At 70.1% G+C, this 17,304-nt stretch carries 21 protein-coding genes and 3 tRNA genes; 2 read left to right on the forward strand and 22 right to left on the reverse strand.

Annotation, left to right across the window (positions count from 1 at the left end):
• Positions 1-252: 252 nt before the first annotated feature.
• The 12 genes from ACQP2H_RS01080 to ACQP2H_RS01135 form a co-directional block, all read right to left on the reverse strand.
• Positions 253-1,386: a tyrosine-type recombinase/integrase gene (locus ACQP2H_RS01080; protein ID WP_433230503.1), complete on the reverse strand. Its 1,134-nt coding sequence runs from the start codon at positions 1,384-1,386 to the stop codon at positions 253-255.
• Positions 1,386-1,595: an excisionase family DNA-binding protein gene (locus ACQP2H_RS01085; RefSeq protein WP_433233407.1), complete on the reverse strand. Its 210-nt coding sequence runs from the start codon at positions 1,593-1,595 to the stop codon at positions 1,386-1,388. The genes ACQP2H_RS01080 and ACQP2H_RS01085 overlap by 1 nt, the downstream gene beginning before the upstream one ends.
• Positions 1,595-3,382: a replication initiator gene (locus ACQP2H_RS01090; RefSeq protein ID WP_433230506.1), complete on the reverse strand. Its 1,788-nt coding sequence runs from the start codon at positions 3,380-3,382 to the stop codon at positions 1,595-1,597. Before ACQP2H_RS01090 ends, ACQP2H_RS01085 begins: the two co-directional genes overlap by 1 nt.
• 77 nt (positions 3,383-3,459) lie before the next feature.
• Positions 3,460-3,900 (reverse strand): hypothetical protein, encoded by a 441-nt coding sequence (locus tag ACQP2H_RS01095; RefSeq protein WP_433230508.1) that lies wholly within the window; start codon positions 3,898-3,900, stop codon positions 3,460-3,462.
• A gap of 5 nt (positions 3,901-3,905) precedes the next feature.
• The gene (locus ACQP2H_RS01100) at positions 3,906-4,064 is read right to left on the reverse strand and encodes a hypothetical protein (protein WP_433230510.1); all 159 of its coding nucleotides are present in this window, start codon (positions 4,062-4,064) and stop codon (positions 3,906-3,908) included.
• Complete coding sequence (locus tag ACQP2H_RS01105) at positions 4,061-4,675, reverse strand: hypothetical protein (RefSeq protein ID WP_433230513.1); 615 nt, start codon at positions 4,673-4,675, stop codon at positions 4,061-4,063. The genes ACQP2H_RS01100 and ACQP2H_RS01105 overlap by 4 nt, the downstream gene beginning before the upstream one ends.
• A 250-nt stretch (positions 4,676-4,925) precedes the next feature.
• A complete protein-coding gene (locus ACQP2H_RS01110) occupies positions 4,926-5,111 on the reverse strand; it encodes a hypothetical protein (protein WP_433230515.1) in 186 nt (61 codons plus the stop codon).
• A 28-nt stretch (positions 5,112-5,139) separates the two neighbouring features.
• Positions 5,140-5,445: a spread protein gene (locus ACQP2H_RS01115; protein WP_433230517.1), complete on the reverse strand. Its 306-nt coding sequence runs from the start codon at positions 5,443-5,445 to the stop codon at positions 5,140-5,142.
• On the reverse strand, positions 5,442-7,091 hold the full coding sequence (locus ACQP2H_RS01120) for an FtsK/SpoIIIE domain-containing protein (RefSeq protein ID WP_433230520.1): 1,650 nt from the start codon (positions 7,089-7,091) through the stop codon (positions 5,442-5,444). Before ACQP2H_RS01120 ends, ACQP2H_RS01115 begins: the two co-directional genes overlap by 4 nt.
• Entirely contained in the window at positions 7,091-7,255 is a 165-nt protein-coding gene (locus tag ACQP2H_RS01125; protein WP_433230523.1) for a hypothetical protein, read from the reverse strand. The genes ACQP2H_RS01120 and ACQP2H_RS01125 overlap by 1 nt, the downstream gene beginning before the upstream one ends.
• Before the next feature lie 92 nt (positions 7,256-7,347).
• Positions 7,348-7,560: a hypothetical protein gene (locus ACQP2H_RS01130; protein WP_433230526.1), complete on the reverse strand. Its 213-nt coding sequence runs from the start codon at positions 7,558-7,560 to the stop codon at positions 7,348-7,350.
• A complete protein-coding gene (locus tag ACQP2H_RS01135; protein WP_357654626.1) occupies positions 7,560-7,958 on the reverse strand; it encodes a transcriptional regulator in 399 nt (132 codons plus the stop codon). The genes ACQP2H_RS01130 and ACQP2H_RS01135 overlap by 1 nt, the downstream gene beginning before the upstream one ends.
• A gap of 200 nt (positions 7,959-8,158) precedes the next feature.
• On the opposite strand from ACQP2H_RS01135, the gene ACQP2H_RS01140 reads away from it, so the two are divergent.
• Positions 8,159-9,013 carry an AAA family ATPase gene (locus tag ACQP2H_RS01140; RefSeq protein WP_433230529.1) on the forward strand — a complete coding sequence of 285 codons (855 nt, stop codon included), beginning with the start codon at positions 8,159-8,161 and terminating at the stop codon, positions 9,011-9,013.
• Positions 9,013-9,564, forward strand: a complete 552-nt coding sequence (locus ACQP2H_RS01145) for a kinase (protein ID WP_433230531.1) — start codon at positions 9,013-9,015, stop codon at positions 9,562-9,564. The genes ACQP2H_RS01140 and ACQP2H_RS01145 overlap by 1 nt, the downstream gene beginning before the upstream one ends.
• An 880-nt stretch (positions 9,565-10,444) precedes the next feature.
• Here the strand turns inward: ACQP2H_RS01145 and ACQP2H_RS01150 are convergent.
• The 10 genes from ACQP2H_RS01150 to ACQP2H_RS01195 all read right to left on the reverse strand — a co-directional run bounded on the left by ACQP2H_RS01150 (position 10,445) and on the right by ACQP2H_RS01195 (position 17,279).
• Positions 10,445-10,855 (reverse strand): hypothetical protein, encoded by a 411-nt coding sequence (locus tag ACQP2H_RS01150; protein ID WP_433230534.1) that lies wholly within the window; start codon positions 10,853-10,855, stop codon positions 10,445-10,447.
• Positions 10,848-11,231, reverse strand: coding sequence for a DUF7718 family protein (locus ACQP2H_RS01155; protein ID WP_433230537.1), 384 nt, complete (start codon positions 11,229-11,231; stop codon positions 10,848-10,850). Before ACQP2H_RS01155 ends, ACQP2H_RS01150 begins: the two co-directional genes overlap by 8 nt.
• Before the next feature lie 436 nt (positions 11,232-11,667).
• A tRNA-Phe gene (locus ACQP2H_RS01160) sits at positions 11,668-11,741 on the reverse strand.
• A gap of 102 nt (positions 11,742-11,843) precedes the next feature.
• A tRNA-Asp gene (locus tag ACQP2H_RS01165) sits at positions 11,844-11,920 on the reverse strand.
• A 31-nt stretch (positions 11,921-11,951) separates the two neighbouring features.
• Positions 11,952-12,024, reverse strand: a tRNA-Glu gene (locus ACQP2H_RS01170).
• A gap of 143 nt (positions 12,025-12,167) precedes the next feature.
• Positions 12,168-12,956 carry a polysaccharide deacetylase family protein gene (locus ACQP2H_RS01175; RefSeq protein WP_433230540.1) on the reverse strand — a complete coding sequence of 263 codons (789 nt, stop codon included), beginning with the start codon at positions 12,954-12,956 and terminating at the stop codon, positions 12,168-12,170.
• Positions 12,957-13,019: 63 nt separating this feature from the next.
• Entirely contained in the window at positions 13,020-13,958 is a 939-nt protein-coding gene (locus ACQP2H_RS01180; protein ID WP_219465601.1) for a MerR family transcriptional regulator, read from the reverse strand.
• Positions 13,948-14,610: an isopentenyl-diphosphate Delta-isomerase gene (gene idi, locus ACQP2H_RS01185; RefSeq protein ID WP_219465602.1), complete on the reverse strand. Its 663-nt coding sequence runs from the start codon at positions 14,608-14,610 to the stop codon at positions 13,948-13,950. Before idi ends, ACQP2H_RS01180 begins: the two co-directional genes overlap by 11 nt.
• Before the next feature lie 4 nt (positions 14,611-14,614).
• Positions 14,615-16,096: a phytoene desaturase family protein gene (crtI, locus tag ACQP2H_RS01190; RefSeq protein ID WP_357532844.1), complete on the reverse strand. Its 1,482-nt coding sequence runs from the start codon at positions 16,094-16,096 to the stop codon at positions 14,615-14,617.
• Between the two features lie 28 nt (positions 16,097-16,124).
• Positions 16,125-17,279, reverse strand: coding sequence for a polyprenyl synthetase family protein (locus ACQP2H_RS01195; RefSeq protein WP_219465604.1), 1,155 nt, complete (start codon positions 17,277-17,279; stop codon positions 16,125-16,127).
• Positions 17,280-17,304 lie beyond the last annotated feature (25 nt).

The following is a 17,304-nucleotide window of genomic DNA, read 5'->3' on the forward strand; positions in this document are numbered from 1 at the left end:
CTACCCGTGGCCGGGGCGGCGGTGGGCTGCCAGTGGGCATCCGGCCGGAACGGGGCAGGCCGGGTGGACACCACATCTGGGCCGGATACACGAAAACGGTGACCGCGTTTCCGCAGGTCACCGCTCTCTGTAGCCCGGCGAAAGGCTATGTGGCCAGGGGCGGGGTCGAACCGCCGACCTTCCGATTTTCAGGCACCCGCATTTTCCCAGCTCAGAGGCTTGCGGGCGGTCCGCGTGCAACCACCCGTGCAACTAGCTCCGCATCGTGATGTGTCGGGGCAGCCGTGCGACATCCCCGTGCGCGGCCAGCTCTGACAGGGCCTTGGCGATCTCCCGATCCCGCCCGTCAACCGCGTGCAGATACCGACGAGCCGCCGCCATCGACGAGTGGCCGAGGCGCTTCATCAGGTCCGCCAGGGTCGCGCCGGTCTGGGCTGCCAAGGTCTGCCCGGTGTGCCGCAGGTCGTGAACGGTCAGCGCGTCAAGCCCTACCTTCCTGCGTGCCCGCACGAACGCCTGATACAGGGTGTCACCGCGCAACGGCGAGCCATCACGGCTGACGAACAGGCGTTCTTTCCCGGCGTACTCGTCCAGGTGCAGGCGGATCACAGGGACGACGTGCGGAGGAATGGCGATGGTCCGCCGACCCGCTTCTGACTTGGGGTCCTTGTCGAACGCCTTGCCGCGATCGTGAAGCGGCTCGACCCGGGCCTTCCGCACCGTGATCGTGTGCTCGGTCAGGTCCACATCCGCCACCCGGAGTCCGGCGATCTCCCCGCGCCGCAGCCCACACCAGGCGGCGATTAGCACCGCAGTTCGGTAGCGCGGATTGATGGCCTCGACCAGGGCGACGACCTGAGCAGGGGTGGCGACAGGCCGCTCAGCGACGCGAACCGTACCCGCTCCCGGAATCTGGCACGGAGACCGAGCGATGATGCCCTCACGCACCGCCGTGTTCATCACCATCCGCAGAAACCGATACGACTGAGAAATGGACGTACGGCCACCGGTTCCGCGAAGCGCAGCGGCATGCCACTCCCGAACACGACTCGCCGTCATCTGCCGAAGCGGCACGTCGACCAGCGGTGCCAGGTGAAGCCGTAGGTTCCGCTCGCACGTCTCCCGCCAGCGGACGCCGATCTTCGGACTGTCCCGCAGGATCGCCCGCGCGTAGGTGCCGAACGTCTGCGCCGCCGCCCGGTCATCGAGCCAGGTGCCCCGCGAGATGTCCGCTTCTACCAGGGTGAGCCACCGGTGAGCGTCAGTCTTGGTCTTGAAGGTATGCGGTGCGTTCTGTCGGGCACCAGTGCCAGGCGGAAGGAACGAGGCTTGGTAGCGGCCCGAGGGCAACTTGCGCACCGATCCGAACTGACGACGCTTACCCATCAGGCCACCGCCTTCCCACCCGACCACGCAACGGCGATCGGCTCGACCGTGCCGGCGGCGATGAACTCGACCAGAGCGGTTTCGGGGATGCGGACGTGAGCACCGAGCTTGACGAAGCGGATTCGTCGCTCAGCGATCAACCGCCGAGGAAACCGCTCCGTCGTCCCCAGAAGGCCAGCGGCCTGGGCCACCGTCAAGAGCCGTTCCATCACGCCATCTCCTTCGGGTCGGCAGGTCGGTCGCTGTCGGGGCCAGGTACTGCTGGTGGTAGCCCTCGGCGAAGAAGTTGATCCGTCTCGGGGGCACCGGTACTTGCTCGGTCGCGGGCCACGTTGAGGGCGGCTTTCCATTGGGCGCGTTGGGATAGGGCTTTGAGGAGGCGGTGTTGGAGGGGTGGGATGTCGGGGTCGTCGGGTCGGGCGAGTTCCCAGGCGTAGGCGGGTGGGTCGTCGGGTCCGGCGGTTGGGGCGTCGTCGGCGGGGACGGCGACGCCGAGGAGGTTGCGGACCCAGGCACGGGCGTCGGCGCGGTGGTCGGCGAGGGTTTTGCCGGACCAGTCGCGGGAGACGAGGATGCGGCGCCCTCCGATGCCGAGGGTCGCGCGTTGGTGGACCTTGCCTTTGCAGCGTCCCGCTTGCAGCCGGCCGTGGGCCTTCTTCGGCTGGATGCCGTAGATCAGCCAGTTCGCGCACCGCTCGTTGCAGGGGGTGACCCGCAGTTGCTGCCAGAGCCGGTCATGGTGCTGACGCTGCCGGTCGGTCGTCGCTGTGTGGCAGTCGGCGGCCGACTTGGTGATGTACTTCGTGATGTAGCCGATGGTGCGGTTGGCGTGCACGGTGCCGGGGGTGACGCCTTCGGCCCGGACCTGCACACCGAAGCGGGCGACGTGAACCGGTCGAGCGTCGGGGTCGGCGTCGACCTGGTCCAGGGCGTCCGTCCAGGACGGCAGCGGCGTGTGGGTATCGGGGTCGACCCACGCGTTGTGGTCGTTGTCCCAGACGGGTAGCCGGTCGAGGGTGTACACGGGTTCGTCGGCGGGGGGCCACCACACCTGGTGGTAGGTCGCGGCGGCAACCTGCTTGAGCATTGCCCGGGGGATGGTGCCCCGGATGGCGAAGTGCGCGTGAGGGGCGAGACGCCGTTGGGGTTCGACGCAGCCGGCGTACTGGACGTTCCAGCCGGCGCAGCGTCGGAGGTTCTGCCAGAACCGGTCGAGGAGTCGGGGGAAGTGCACGGCGTCCCAGGCGGCACGCCGGTAGTCGTAGGTGGCCGGGTCGACGGGGGTGCCGTCGGGCAGGACGCGGCCGTAGCTGTCGAGGGTGAGGGTCAGCCACATCGACGGCCGATGCTCGGTCCCGTCGGGGGCGGTGTAGACGCGGCCGATGGTGCGGGGTTCGACCTTCTTGCGGGGTAGGTCGGGTGCGTCCTGGCGGCGGCGGGTGGACCGCTTCCGGCGGGGACCGGCGTCGTCGTCGTCCTGGTCGTGGGTGGGGGCGACTTGGCCGCGGAGTCCTTCGGCGGCGATGGCTTCCTCTACCTCACGGATCGCCTGGTCGACGTCGGCGACCTGGTCGTGCTGGGCGGCACGGGCAGCGTCGTCGCGGGCGAACTCCAGATGCGCGCGCAGCAGGATCAGTTCCCGTTGCGCGTCGGTGGCCGGTGTGGGTGCGGGGGCGGGTTCGTCGGTGCGGTGCCAGCCTTCCCGGATCTGGGTACGCCGCAGCCGCAGAGCGCGTTGCGCGCAGGGTGGGCACTTGTCCTCGCGGGTCGATCCGCAGGGCAGGTCGATGACTTCGGTTTGCCCGGTGTGCAGGTCGGTGCGGCGCAGGGTGACCGGGTGCAGGCAGACGCCGTACTCGGCGGCCATCTCTTTGAGGACCTGACGCGACATCGGCAGCGCCATCCGGGCGGCACGGGTGCCGGACGCGGGTGGGGCGTCGGCGGGTATGACGGTGGGGGTGTCGGGGGCGAGGCCGGGCAGAGTCGGGGCGGTCATCGGGTCACCTCCGGAAGGGTTGGGCAGTGCCGGTGGCCCACCCGGGCACAGGGGTGGGCCACCGGCGGTGGTGGGGGTCAGTGGTGGCAGCCGGGGCAGTGCAGGCCGGGGCAGCAGCGGCCGGCCCGGCGTAGCAGCAGGACGAGGACCAGGGCGACGACGGCGGCACCGGCGATGAGAGGGAAGACGGCCCGGATGGTCTGGACGAGCTGCACCGCGAGGTAGCCGATCCCGGCCAGCACGGCGACGCCCGGGATGGTGGTGGCGGCGATGACGTGGCCGCGTCGGAGTCGGCGGATCGGGGCGGGGGCGGGGGTGGTGGTGTCGAGGAACCTGACGGTGACGGTGACTCGGTCGCTGCCGGGGATCTGCTGCGGGTGGGTCATCGACAGCAGTCGTCCGGAGTCGCGGACCAGGGCGACGGTCGCGGCGACTTCCGTCGGGGTGCCGACGACGCGACGCACGAGGGCTGCCGGCCGGTTCGGGGTGTGGGTGCGGGCGAGGTGGGTGCGGGTCATGGGAGTCACCTCCGGGTTTGTGGGGCGGGTCGTGCGCCGTGGGGGCGGTTGAGGTTGCGGGAGTTGACGTGTCGCCAGTAGGGGTGGCTGTCCTCGTTGACCCACTCGATGACGCCGTTGCAGGTGGCGCAGACGTTCTGGTCGCGGGTGGGTTGGTCGTTCATCGGACGACATCCGAGGCGAAGACCTGCCCGTTGCGAGGGGCTTGGACGACGGACGAGATCAGCGCCGAGCGGACCGGAGCCGAAGTCGGTGCGGGCGGGACGTAGACGGGAGCCGGGGCGACCGGCAGGTCGGCGGCCAGGTCGACCGGGTCCAGGGCGACAACGTCCTCAGCCGGCGGGACCGGTTCCGGTGCCGGTTCCGGGGCGGGGGTAGGAGTGCCGCCGGTGAGGAGGAGTTTGGACAGGGCGAGGAACGCCAGTGCGGGCACCGACGACAGCAGTCGTGAGGAGAAGCTGTCGTTGGCGACGGCGATTTGTGCGGCCAGGGACAGGGCGACAGCGGCGAGGAGGATGGACAGGGGGTAGAGGACGGAGGCGTTCGGGTCGTGACGTCGGCGTCGGCGGATGACGAGGAGTGCGGCGGCGGGGGTGAGTTCGGAGATGACGGCGTTCGACCAGCCGAACCACTGCCCGGTGCCGGCGGGGGCGTGGTGCATGGTCCAGTCCTTGACGTGGGTGAACGACGCGGCACCGGCCATGCCACCGACGGCCAGGAGGATGACGACCAGGGCGACGGCTTCCAGCCGCTCCGGGTTCAGGACGCGGCGCATCGGGTCACCTCTGCGGGGGAAGTGCGGAGGGCGGGGTTCAGTTCACGGGTCAGGTAGTAGGCGGCGAGGTCCGATGCAATGCCGGGGGCGGGCTGGACATTGGTGCGACCTTCGTCGTCGATGACGAGCCAGGCGCAGGGCAGGCAGCGGGGAGCGCCGTCGTGCCAGTGGGTGGCGGGTCGTGGGCAGGCCAGAGTGAGGCAGCGCACCGGCCCGGAGGGCAGCGGGAGGGCAGCGGCGGTCGGGTTAGTCATGCTGCCCAGCCCCACGCTTCGGCGTCTTCGGCGGCGATCTCGGCGTGCTGGCGCAGGGCAGCGGTGAGGATGTCGGTGGTGTGGGTGTCGGTGCAGTAGGGGCAGGCCTGGTCGGGGTCGGTGTGGTGCAGGTCGAGGCAGGTCCGGCGGATCGGCCGGCGGGCGAGACGACGAGTACGCATCGGGCGCTCCAAGGCAGACGGGGGAGGGTCAGCGGGTGGTGGGGGTGACGTGGACGCGGATCCACTCGGGCGGTTCACCGGTGGACGCGACGGCTTCGGACAGGCAGCGCCACAGCGCCCACGCCTCGGAGGGGGTGAGGTACATGCGGCGGCGGCCGGCACCGATGGCGACGTACAGGTCGGCGTCGGGGGTGACCCGGACCGTGACCGGGACGGAGGTCTTGTCGACGTGCGGGGCGCGCAGCCGGTAGAAGCGGCGCGGTTCGGCGGTGGTGTCGGGTTCGTCGGCGTAGGGCATCGGGACCGGCGGCGAGTCGGGCAGCTCGTGGGTCATCGGGGGTCGCTCCCGTTCGCGGTGTCGAGGTCCAGGGCGTTGAGCAGCGACGGCGGCAGCAGCGGCGCGGCCTGCTTCGGTGGGTTCGGCCGGTAGGTGCGCTGCCCGTTGCCGTTGCCGTTGGTGCGGGCGGGCTTGGGCTGGGCCGGGATCACCACGGGTTCCGGCTGAGACTCGGCCGGGGCGGGGAACGTCGCGGCCAGGTCGCGGATGGCGTCGTCGGTGAGGAAGGAGAACCGGACCCGGGCGGGCTCGGGCTGACCGTCGAGAAGCACGTACGCCACGCCTTTGGCGGACAGGGGGATTTGGTCGGCGAGGGCTCCCCGGTCGCGGGCACCGTCACCGAGCAGGAGATCGACGTGGCCACGTTCGGTCAGGCCCAGGGCGATGCGGGTGGGGAAGAAGTCCCGGACGGTCACGATCTCTTTGCGCGGGTCCTGGGTGGCGGCGACGACCAGGACGCCGAGGCCGGCACCCTGCGTCAGCAGCAGCCCGAGGGATTGGGTGACGCGTTGGCGGATGTCGCTGTCGGGCAGGAACGCCAACAGCGCGGCCAACTCGTCGATGACGATCACGATCAGCGGCTCATCAACGGTCGGCGTGTGAACCCGGACCTTGCCCCGCAGCACCTGTTGCCGGGCGCGCATCCGGGCAACGGCGTCGTCGAGGAGGTCGGCCATGCGGGTCCAGTCGTCATCGACGTACCGGGAGAACAACGGCCGACCGATGGACAGCTCCATGCCACCTTTCGGGTCGATCGCCCACACCCGCACCAGACCCGACCGGATACCAGCCGCCAGCGCGCGGAGAAGGGACCAGATGACCGAGCCCTTGCCCATCCGCGTGGCCCCGCCGATGAGGACGTGGGTGGCCAGGAGGCGCAGGGAGTAGACGGCAAGGTCTTCCCGCAGACCCATCGGCAGGGCGGCGAAGTCCGGGCGGACCGGCACGGGCAGCGGCGCGACGATGCGGGTCAGCGGGTCGCGGCGGATGAACACCAACCACACATGCCGGGGGCGGTCACGGAACCGGACCCGGTCGATCAGGCGCAGCAGCCAGGCCAGCCGGCCGGACCGGTGCGGGGGTGCCTGACGGCGACCGGTGAACACCCGGCAGTGCCGGGTACCGAACGAGTAGGCCAGGTCACGGGCGGCCTTGTGGTAGACCTCCGGGTTCTGGCCCCGAGGCATCCGCACCACCAGCTCATCGGTGGCGTAGGTGCAGCGCACCGACAGCAACCGGGGCAGCTTCTCGCCACCGTCGTACTTCTTGACCAGGCCGCACAGGGACATGACCTCGTGCCACTGACGCCGGTATACCCACAACCGCCGCCAGACCGATACCGCCCGCAGGACGATCAGCCGGTGGAACGAGTCCCGGCCACGCCACCACCACACACCGCCGGCAACGGCAACGACGGTGAGGGCCAGGAGGTGGGGCCACCAGCCGTGGGAGCGGTAGACGTCGACGGCGAGGACGGCCAGGGCGACGGCAGGCCAGGCCCGCCAGTGCCGCACCGACACCACACCCAGCCGCACGACCAGCACGACGAGACGAGCCAGGAGGAACAGGGCGGTGACGGTCCAGACCAGGGGCCACGGGGCGGTGATCTGGAACCGGCGGAAGTTGACCAGCGGGGCGCGCATCACGCCACCGCCTTACCGGCACGCTGCGCGGTCCACGTCTCAGCGCAGACCTTGTGCACCGGCTTACCTGCCGGGCTGCGACAGATCGCGGGCTTGCCGCAGATGACACACGGAGCGGACTCGCCGGCACCACCGGTGCGGGTCCAGTCCAGGAACGTTGGCATGATGAACCTGCCCTTCCAGGCCGAGAGGGTTGGAGGGCAGCGGGGCGGTCAGGCTTCCTACGGCATTCAGACCGCCCCGCGCCTCAGTTGATTCAGGCCGCCGCCTTCACGGTCGGCACGGACAGCGATTCCTGCGCCTGCGCCAGCACCTCGGCCAGCCGGGCGATCTCCGACCGGGGCAGGAACACCGCCACATCACCGCCGGACTCGCCCAGTTCCAGCACGACGCGGTCCTGATCCGGGTGGGACCGGAACGACAGCACGGTGTCCGGCCGGATGTGCACACCCACCGTCACGGCAGCCATCAGGCGGCCTTCCCGCGCGTCTCCGCGAGGGTCTTCGGCGCGACCAACGCGGTCGCCCGGAACGAGTACGCCAGCCGGTTGTTGTTGCCCACGTACGGCGTCACCGTCAGGTTCTCGAACTCAACCGCCTGGAACGGACCCACCGGCGGCACCGGCTGCACGTCGGCGAGGATCTTGATCGACACCTCACGCGAACGGGAGCCCAACTCCGGGTCCATGTCCATCACCCGGCACTGCCACACCCGCTGACCGGTCAGCTTGTCCTTCGACGGGGTCCGCTGGCGGGTCGCCTCGTTGAAGTCCTGCGCCTCCGCGATCGAGTCCGGCACGAACACACACCCGTGCGGAAAGACAGCCTCGAACGGGACCGTGAAGCGGGCTCCACCCCTGAGCGCCATGGTGTTCTCCTTCGCTGCTGCGACGTGACCGGCTATCCGGTCGCTGTGATGCAGGTAACCTAACAACTGATATGACTCCACGTCAACTGTTAGGTACGAAGTTCCTGCGCAGTGTCACTGACCAGGCAGAATCCCTCTCATCTGTTAGGTCACTGGTAGCCTTCAACCGGTCCTAGTCGCTCACCAGGCAGGGAGTACCGATGAGCTCTCCCCGGAACCGGGCCGACCGGTCGGAGTCGCTGCATCAGCAGGTCGCGCGGAACATCCGCAACGAGGTTGAAGCGGGACGCCTGGTGCACGGCACCGCCCTGCCGTCGACCCGCAAGCTTGCGGAGGAATGGGGCGTCAGCGTCTTCACGATCACCGAGGCGATGAAGGTGCTGGCCGATGAGGGATTGGTCATCAACGAGTCGCGTTCCAAGCGGGTGGTCCACGCACCCGACCAGACGCGGCGTAGTGAGGTTCGACCCCAGCGCCCGCGCGTCGTCCTGATCGGCGGTTACGCCGGCAGCGGCAAGACTGAGTTGGGGCGCATCCTCGCCCGCGAGACGGGTTGGCCGATGCTCGACAAGGACACGTTGACGCGGCCTGTGGTCGAGGCAGCGCTAGAGACGTTGGGGCAGTCGCCGCATGATCGTGAGTCCGATACCTACCTGAACGCGATTCGTCCTCGTGAGTACGAAGCCCTCCAGGACGCGGCGAACGAGAACGTCCAGTGCGGCAACAGTGTGATCGTGACCGCGCCCTTCATCCGGGAGTTCGGTGACCCCGCCTGGATGGCACGAACCCGTGCGTTCTACGAGGCCGCGAAGGCGGACACGGTCGTGGTCTGGGTGTACTGCGACGCCGACACGATGCTGACGTACGTCCGCCGTCGCGGGGCTGCCCGGGACACCTTCAAGCTTGCCAACTGGGCCGGCTACCTCGACGCCGTCAACCTCGACTTCCGGCCGACTGAGGCGCACATCGTGGTGGACAACTGCGCGTCAAGCCGCCCTTTGCAGGAGCAAGCGAAGGAACTGGTGAAGGGAATCCTTGCGGACGAGGCGCTGTGATGCGCGGCGTGATCCTCTACGGGCCGCCGGCGGCGGGTAAAGACACCGTCACCGCAGCACTGCACGCCCTTGACACCCGGTACGCACTGTTCCAACGGCTGAAAGCGGGACCAGGGCGCACCACGGGTTACCGCATGACCAGCGAAGCGACGTTGGACGAGCTGGACCGGAACGGCGATGTCGTCTGGGAGAACGAACGGTACGGCGCGCGGTACGTCGTTGACCGACCGTCGCTCATTGAAGGACTCTCGGCAGGGGTGCCCGTCGTACATCTGGGCCAACGACCCGCTGTCGACGCCGTCACCGCAGCCATTCCCGACGCCCGATGGTGTGTGGTCTACCTGTGGTGTCCCCGAGACGTGGCAGTTCAGCGGATCATCGCCAGGCGCACCGGGGACACTGAGGCCCGCATCCGTGCTTGGGACGACACCGAGCCGCTAGTCGCGAGCGACCTCACCATCAACACTGCCGACGTTCCACCACAGGTGGCAGCCGAGCTGATCCACCATCACGTCCTGGCCGACAACCAATCGGCAGCGATCCGGGACTGATGGCTGATCCTGGCCGTCCTCGAAGAGAGGAGGGCGGGAGAAGCAGGGTAGGGCCGGGGGCGCGGGGACAGCGTCAATCGACATCACGGGCGGCAGACCGGTTCGGGCTGACCAGGTCGATGTTCTAGGGCAGCTTACGCCGGACGGATGGACGCGAACGCGGGTCGGGTTGGGCAGTCGTTGCGGGCGGAGACGCCAGGTGGTTGGTGTTGTCGTGCTGGCTTTGGTTGGCTCGGAGCTTGCGGTGATCTGTTGCCGAATTGGCCTGTACTAGATCAAGCGCGCTCCGCGCGGCGCGGGCCGGGCGCGGTAACCGGCTCCTGCGGAGCCGCCGCCCCGCTCGCCTTCGGCGGCGGGGCGGAAAGTCAGCCGGCCCGAAGCCCACGCCCGCCCCGCGCGTCACCCCCTGGTTCCGTGAAAGGAACCGGTGACGAGTCCCGGAGACCACCGGGACCAGGACCACAACCCCGATCCTCCGACCGTCTCCCACCTCGTGACGTCTCACCTCGGACCGGTCGACGGTCGGTCGGGCGAAGTTGCCGAACGGAATCCGTCGGGCCGCTCACGGTCCGAGGTAGGGAAGGGGTGAGGGTGGGGAAGGGGGCGGCGGGGTGGTGGCGGGGTTGGGGTTAGGGCTGTGCCTCCGGCGGGGGCCAGACGACTCCAGGATGGAGTTGCCGAACGTTGCGGTGGGTAGGTGGTGGGTGGTGGGGGTGGGATGCCATCCCGCCAGCCACCGACCCAGGCAGAGCCGAGCAGATCAGGGCCAGGGCGACAAGGTCGTTCGTCCGGTAGGGCGCTCCACCTTGTCACCCTGGCCCTGATCTGCTCCACGGTGTGTGGGTCGGCGGCAGACGGGATGGCGGCAGGGTGTTGGCGTCTACACCGTGGCGAGCACTGAGGGGGTAAACCCTCGCGCCCCAAACCCTGACCAGTCCTTCAGGCCAAAGCGCAGCTCACCCTTGGTCTGCTGGTCCAGCAGCTCAAGCAGCATGCCAACGGTCGCTGTCCCGCCGAACTGGTCACCGCTGCCGGGTTTGACCTCTTTGTTCGGCTCAACGTTGCAAAATCCGAACCGGCCCTTGTCTTCGAACCAGACTGCCAGGACGACCGGGGGCTTGTACGTCTGCGCGCGGGCAAGTACGTCCCGGATTGGATCATTTGGCAGGGCGAGCACTATCTGCCACTCGGGACGGTAGCCGTTGTTCCTCATGTGCTGGCGACCCTCGGCGGTACCGACGAAGCGCCCCAGAGCTGCCCCAGCCTTCAGCCGCTCACGCAGATCAGGCATCTCTCCACCTCCGGACGTTCTCTTCCCACTCTGCCATCATTGCCTCGACGGCTGGCTCAAATGCCGCGTTTACGACTTCCCAGCCATCTTTCGGTATCTGCTGAATCACGCGCCTGTCGTAGATGTCAGTCCCGTCAGCGACGAACTGATGTCGATGGATCGTGCTGTGGCAACAGTCGATCCGCGCGACCTCGACCCAGTCTCCGTCTTCGCGCCGGGCCATCTGTTGAAGGGCGAAGTCCACGACCCGGCCCTTGTAGATACGGGGGCGCATGATCAACCTGTGGCCTGGCGCAAGGTCTGCATCGACAGGAAACTCCTCAGCCGGGGGGCACGTCGGCCGCCGATAGACGTCCTCCTCCGGGTAGGTAGTCATGTCGACCAAGCGTCGCTGACCGCTCTTGCTGCTGTTGTTCGCCAGTGCCCTACCTCCCCGTCGACCTGGGTCGATCGGAGTGACATCGATGGACCCGGGTGCCCCGTACCTCAGCGTCCCATAGTGGACGGAGACGCACCAGAGTCCGATTCGGCTTTGGGGGATTGCCCAACAGGCCAGAAGCTGTACGTGCTTCCGGCAGCTGTGGTGGAGCCCACATCGGCAGGCATCCTCAGTTGTTGAGTGCCTGTCATGATCGAGTGCCCCGCCCTCACGCGCTCAGCGACGCATGCCGCGTGCAACCTGTGTGCGATAAGGGCTGGTGATCACCGGATAGAGACGGTCAACCGGGGGTAGTCCTACCCCGCCATGCAAAAAGCGGCCCTCACCGACGTTTCCGCAGGTGAGGACCGCTGTAGCCCGGCGAAAGGCTATGTGGCCAGGGGCGGGGTCGAACCGCCGACCTTCCGATTTTCAGTCGGACGCTCGTACCAACTGAGCTACCTGGCCTGGTGCTTCGGGACATGTTACCCGGAGGGCGGGGTCTCCGCCGACAGGGTGACACGTCCCGATACGCAGAACGCCGCGCAATGGTGCACGCGGCGTCGGCGCTGGCGGTCCTGACGGGACTTGAACCCGCGACCTCCGCCTTGACAGGGCGGCGAGCACTCCAACTGCTCCACAGGACCTAGCTTTGTTGCCTCCGGCTGGGCCGGATCGTGCCCCCAACGGGATTCGAACCCGTGCTACCGCCTTGAAAGGGCGGCGTCCTGGGCCGCTAGACGATGAGGGCGGCCCCGCCATCATTGCACACTCGCAACTTCAAGCGGACTTGCTCCCATCCGGCCCCGCCGGAGGCATGAGAAGCATATGCCATGCCCCGGCGGTCGACCAAACCGGTATGCCTGCCGGGGTGCGGCCCGGCAAAGTAGCAGGTCAGCGAGGTGGTGCGATGCCGAAACGGCGCTTGAGGTCGCCGATGACCTGCGGCACGGCGCCCAGGGTGCGGCTCCGGTCACCCCCGCCGTCGTGCATCAGCACCACCGCACCGGGGCGGGAGGCGCTCCTGATCCGCCCGGAGATCACCCCGGAAGTGGGCTTCGCCCAGTCCTGGGGGTCGACGGTCCAGTGCAGCGACCGCATGCCGAGTTCCTTGGCGACCTGCACCACCTCCGGCGTCCACCGGCCACCGGGCTGCCGGTAGAACGGCACCTTCGCGCCCGGAACGGCCCTGGTGATGGCCTGGTTGGTGCGCACCAGGTCGGCCCGGATGTCGGCGACCGGCCGGCGGCCCAGGTCGACGTCGTGGTGCCAGCTGTGGTTGCAGAGCTGGTGCCCCTCGCGGACGATCCGGGCCACCAGCTCCGGGTGCTTGCGGACCTGGGTGCCGACCACGCAGAACGTCGCCTTGACCTTCGCCGCCCGGAGCTGGTTGAGCACCTTCGGCGTCCAGGTCGGGTCGGGTCCGTCGTCGAAGGTCAGCGCCACCGCGCGTACCCCGGTCGCCTTACGCAATCCGGCGGGCAGCGTCTTGGGCTTGGGCCGCAGCCGGGGCTTCGGCTTCTTGGTCGGCGGCGGCGTCGGCACCGGGGTCTGGGCCGGCTCGGGTGCGGAGGTCGTCGGGGCGGGCGCGGCGGCCGGCCGGACGTGCCGGGGCTTGTCTCCACAGCCGGCGACCAGCAGGAGCAGACCCAGGACAACCGCCAGGACGGGGCGTGAACGCATCGTCACTCCGAGGGATGGGGGTACGCGGACGGCCCCGACGGTAGTTCACGAAAGCGAAATATGTCAGGCCAGGTCGGTCCCGGTGGACTGGTCCAACGAATCCCGGACGGCCAGCGCGAGCGACACCGCCTCGGCCAGGTCGACCGGTCGGACCACTCCGGCGGGCAGGGTGTCGGCCCGCCAGCCCGGCCCGGCGGCGAGCACCAGCAGCGGTCGGCGGGGCACCGCGAGCAGGGCGGAGAGCTGCCCCGGATCGGCGGTGGGGCGGGTGTGCGACCAGACCACCACGGCCGCCGGCCCGGTCCGGTTGACCGCCTCGACCAGCGCGGCCACCGGCACCCGGGCGCCGAGCATCCGGTACGCCACCCCCGCCTCGGCCAGCGCCGCGGCGAGCGCCTCCAGGGGCAGGGTGTGCTGCTCCTCGTCGGCGCAGGACAGCAGGATGCGGGCCGGCCCGGTGGCCCGGCCGGAGCGGGCGACGGCGGCGAACGCCTCGGAGACGCACCGGGACATCAGGTGCTCCACGTCGATCAGGCCGGCGGTGGCCACGAACCGCTCACCGATGCCGGCCAGCACCGGCCGGAGCAGCCCCTCCCAGGTGGCGATCACCCCGTCGGTGGCCAGCGCCTGGGAGATGGTGTCGCCGATCGCCGCCGCGTCCAGTCGCATCGCGGCGCGGGCCAGCCCCCGGGCCGCCGGTCCCGCCCGGCCGACGGGGATGGCCTGTCCGCCGCCGTCCCGGCTGGCCCCGGCCGGCAGGCGTAGCGCGGTGCCGGGGCTCTGTTTCGCCCAGCGGGCCGCCTCCGCCGGGCTGACCCCCTCGGCGGTGAGCTTCCGCATGATCTCCAGGCGGGCCAGGTCGGCCGGGGTGTAGCGCCGGTGGTGACCGGGGACGTGCTCGCTCGGGCCGAGGCCGTAGCGCTGGTGCCAGGTACGCAGGGTGGTGACCGCCACGCCGAGCCGGCGTGCCACGGCCCCCGCGCTCAGCGGCTCAGCGACCACCCGACCGCTCCGACGCGTCGTCCACCCGGCGGCCGGACGGTATTGCGGAGCCGGCGGCGGGACCCCCGGCGGGAGCCTCGGGACCCCCGGCAGGGGCATCGGGGCCGGTGGTGGTCGGGGCCGGCCGGAGCAGTCGGCTCACCACACCACCGAGCCAGGGGGCGTACGGGCGCGGGTCGGCGTCGATCTCGGTCATCAACCGGGTCGGGTCGACCCAGCGCAGCTCGGCCACCTCGTCCGGGTCCGGCCGCAGGGTGAGTACGGCCGGCACGTCGGCCCGGAGCACGTGGTCGTACTCGAACTCGACCCGACCGGTGGCCGGGTCCTCGGCGTAGTAGAGGTAGACGCCGACCTCGGTCAACGACACCGGCCCGGCGCCCAGCTCCTCGGCGAGCCGGCGGTTGGCGGCCTCCGCCAGTGACTCGGCCGGCAGTGGGTGCCCGCAGCACGAGTTGGCCCAGCGCAGCGGGAACCGGGTCTTGACCGGGGCCCGCTGTTGCAGGAGGACCCGGCCGTCCGGGTCGACCAGCAGCACCGAGAAGGCCCGGTGCAGGCGACCGGGTGCCTGGTGGGCGGCGGCGACGGTGGTCTCGCCGAGCACCCGGCCGGTGTCGTCGACCAGCTCGACGAGGTGAGCCTCCCGGGATTTCACGCGGTCACCGACCCGCGCCGGTGATGCGGTTGGCGGCCAGCTTGCCGGAGATCAGCACCATCGGCACACCGACACCGGGCTGGGTGCCGGAGCCGGTGAAGACCACGTTGGGCAGGCTGCGGTGCAGATTGGACGGGCGGAACGGCCCGGTCTGGAAGAGGCTGTGCGCGGCGGCGAACGGCGTACCGGCGGCCATTCCCTGCTCCTCCCACTCGGCGGGGGTGATCGTACGCAACACCTCGATGCCGGCGCCGAACCCGACGTACCCGCGCTCCTCCAGCGTGGCGACGAGCTGGTCGGCGTAGCGCCGGCTCAGGTCGCCCCGCCAGTCGAACGGGGCCCGGTCGAGGTTGGGCACCGGGGCCAGCACGTAGTAGGTGTGCCGGCCGTCCGGGGCGACCGACGGGTCGGTCCGGCTCGGGTTGGTGACCAGCAGCGACGGGTCGCTCATCAGCTCGCCGCGCCTGATCACCTCGTCGAAGGTGCCCTTCCAGGACCGTCCGAAGTGGATGTTGTGATGAGCGATCTTCCCATACCCCTGCGTCGATCCGACGTGCAGGACCACGCAGGACGGCGAGTAGGTCAGCTTCCGCTGCCGATCCTCGGGGAGCAGGTCGCGGTAGGCGACCGGCAGGTCCGGGTTGAGCACCACCACGTCGGTCGGGATCAGCTCGCCGTCGGCGGTGACCACGCCGGTGGCCCGGCCGTTGGCGGTCTCCACCCGGGCGACCGTGGTGTCGTAGCGGACCTGGACGCCGTGCTTCTCGGCCGCGCCGGCCATCCCCTTGGAGACCGCGTGGATGCCGCCGCGCGGGAAGTAGACCCCGGCCACCGAGTCGAGGTACGCGATGACGCTGTAGATGGCCAGCGCGTCGTGCGGCGAGAGCCCGGCGTACATCGCCTGGAAGGAGAAGATCCGCTGGGTACGCGGGTCGGAGAAGAACTGGTTGATCTTGGTTTGGAGTCGCCGGAACGCCCCGTTCGCCAGCAACTTCAGCAGGTTGCCGGTGAGCAGGTCGGTCGGGGCGTCCAGGTTGCGGTCGATGAAGTCGGCCCGTTCCCAGTTCCACAGGTTGCGGGCGTAGTCGACGAACCGCAGGTAGCCGTCGGCCTCGCGGGGGCCGCAGACCCGGGAGATCTCGGCCGCCATCCGGGTGGTGTCGGTGATCACGTCCAGGGTGGAGCCGTCCGGGTAGTAGGCCCGGTAGGCGGGGTCGATCGGGGTCAGGTCGAGCCAGTCGTGCAGCTCCTCGCCGACCGCACCGAGCGCCTCGGCGATCAGGTCGGGCATGGTGAGCACGGTGGGGCCGGTGTCGAACTCGTACCCGTCGACGCTGAGCCGACCGGCCCGTCCGCCCGGCACCGGCTCGCGTTCCAGCACGGTCACCTGCCGGCCGCTACCGGCCAGGTGCAGCGCGCACGCCAGCCCGCCCAGGCCCGCGCCCACGACCACCACCCGGTCCGTACGTCCCGTCACGGTCCGCACGCGACCACCTCCTTCAGAAAGTTGCCCATCATGCCCGCCGCGTCGCGGCGGCGGTGGCGAGACCGGTCAGCGCGGTGCGCGCCGTCTCGTCGATCGACGCGGTCTCCAACGCGGCGAGCGCGTCGGTGACCCGGTCGGAGATCATGCGCTCGACCCGGCCGACCGCTCCGGTGTCGGCGACGATGTCGGCCAGCCGGGCGACCTCGCGGATGCCGACGGCGGTGCCGGCCCGCTCCAACGCCCGCCGCTGGCCGCCGGTGGCGAGTTGGCGGGCGAGCATCAGCAGCACCGTCGGCTTGCCGGTGCGCAGGTCGTCGCCGGCCGGCTTGCCGGTCGCCGCCGGGTCACCGTAGACGCCGAGCAGGTCGTCGCGGAGCTGGAACGCCTCGCCGACGGCCAGTCCGTAGCGGGTGTACGCGGCGATCAGCGGCGCGTCGGGCTCGGTGCCGGCCAGGCAGGCGCCGAAGAGCAGCGGACGCTGGACGGTGTAGCTGGCCGTCTTGTAGCGGGCCACCCGCAGCGCCCGGTCCACCGACCAGTTCGCCGCGTCGTTTTCGCCGAGCACGTCGAGGTACTGCCCGGCGATGGTCTCGACGCGCATCTGGTCGTAGCAGCGCCGCACCTCCAGCATCCGGGTCGGCGGCACGGTGGCGTGGGCGAGCAGCCGGTCCGCCCAGACCAGGCAGAGGTCGCCGATGAGGACGGCAACCGACTCACCGAACCGGCCCGGATCGCCGGTGTGTCCGGCGGTGACGTGCCGGGCGGCGGCGGCCCGGTGCACGGTGGGCAGGCCCCGTCGGGTGTCCGAGGCGTCCATCACGTCGTCGTGCACCAGGGCGAAGGTGTGCAGCAGTTCCAGGGCGGCCAGCGCGGGCAGCACGGTGGGCAGTGGCGCGTCGCCGCCCACCACACCCCGCCAGCCCCAGTAGGCGAAGGTCGGGCGGACCCGCTTGCCGCCGGCCAGCACGCAGTCGCGTGCCGTCGCGGCGAAACCGCCCATCGCTGCGTCGATCTCGGTCAGCGCGTCGACCTCGCGGGCGAGGAACGCCGACAGGGTGCCGTCGACGTCGTCGACCAGGTCACGGGCGAAGGCGGCCAGTACGCCGTGGACCGGATCGTCCGTCGCTCCCGGCTGTGCCGGCGCGACGCGGAGCGCGTTACCCGCAACTGCGTCGTTGGCCATGGGGGCGAGCGTACCCTAGGGTTAC

Origin of the sequence: Micromonospora sp. CA-248260, assembly GCF_050942205.1 — a bacterium.
Classification (GTDB): Bacteria; Actinomycetota; Actinomycetes; order Mycobacteriales; family Micromonosporaceae; genus Micromonospora; species Micromonospora antibiotica.

Bases quoted from the DNA above. Each gene is read 5' to 3' on its own strand.
- ACQP2H_RS01080 (WP_433230503.1), bottom strand. From the start codon at position 1,386: ATGGGTAAGCGTCGTCAGTTCGGATCGGTGCGCAAGTTGCCCTCGGGC.
- ACQP2H_RS01085 (WP_433233407.1), bottom strand. From the start codon at position 1,595: ATGGAACGGCTCTTGACGGTGGCCCAGGCCGCTGGCCTTCTGGGGACG.
- ACQP2H_RS01090 (WP_433230506.1), bottom strand. From the start codon at position 3,382: ATGACCGCCCCGACTCTGCCCGGCCTCGCCCCCGACACCCCCACCGTC.
- ACQP2H_RS01095 (WP_433230508.1), bottom strand. From the start codon at position 3,900: ATGACCCGCACCCACCTCGCCCGCACCCACACCCCGAACCGGCCGGCA.
- ACQP2H_RS01100 (WP_433230510.1), bottom strand. From the start codon at position 4,064: ATGAACGACCAACCCACCCGCGACCAGAACGTCTGCGCCACCTGCAAC.
- ACQP2H_RS01105 (WP_433230513.1), bottom strand. From the start codon at position 4,675: ATGCGCCGCGTCCTGAACCCGGAGCGGCTGGAAGCCGTCGCCCTGGTC.
- ACQP2H_RS01110 (WP_433230515.1), bottom strand. From the start codon at position 5,111: ATGCGTACTCGTCGTCTCGCCCGCCGGCCGATCCGCCGGACCTGCCTC.
- ACQP2H_RS01115 (WP_433230517.1), bottom strand. From the start codon at position 5,445: ATGACCCACGAGCTGCCCGACTCGCCGCCGGTCCCGATGCCCTACGCC.
- ACQP2H_RS01120 (WP_433230520.1), bottom strand. From the start codon at position 7,091: ATGCGCGCCCCGCTGGTCAACTTCCGCCGGTTCCAGATCACCGCCCCG.
- ACQP2H_RS01125 (WP_433230523.1), bottom strand. From the start codon at position 7,255: ATGCCAACGTTCCTGGACTGGACCCGCACCGGTGGTGCCGGCGAGTCC.
- ACQP2H_RS01130 (WP_433230526.1), bottom strand. From the start codon at position 7,560: ATGGCTGCCGTGACGGTGGGTGTGCACATCCGGCCGGACACCGTGCTG.
- ACQP2H_RS01135 (WP_357654626.1), bottom strand. From the start codon at position 7,958: ATGGCGCTCAGGGGTGGAGCCCGCTTCACGGTCCCGTTCGAGGCTGTC.
- ACQP2H_RS01140 (WP_433230529.1), top strand. From the start codon at position 8,159: ATGAGCTCTCCCCGGAACCGGGCCGACCGGTCGGAGTCGCTGCATCAG.
- ACQP2H_RS01145 (WP_433230531.1), top strand. From the start codon at position 9,013: ATGCGCGGCGTGATCCTCTACGGGCCGCCGGCGGCGGGTAAAGACACC.
- ACQP2H_RS01150 (WP_433230534.1), bottom strand. From the start codon at position 10,855: ATGCCTGATCTGCGTGAGCGGCTGAAGGCTGGGGCAGCTCTGGGGCGC.
- ACQP2H_RS01155 (WP_433230537.1), bottom strand. From the start codon at position 11,231: ATGACTACCTACCCGGAGGAGGACGTCTATCGGCGGCCGACGTGCCCC.
- ACQP2H_RS01175 (WP_433230540.1), bottom strand. From the start codon at position 12,956: ATGCGTTCACGCCCCGTCCTGGCGGTTGTCCTGGGTCTGCTCCTGCTG.
- ACQP2H_RS01195 (WP_219465604.1), bottom strand. From the start codon at position 17,279: ATGGCCAACGACGCAGTTGCGGGTAACGCGCTCCGCGTCGCGCCGGCA.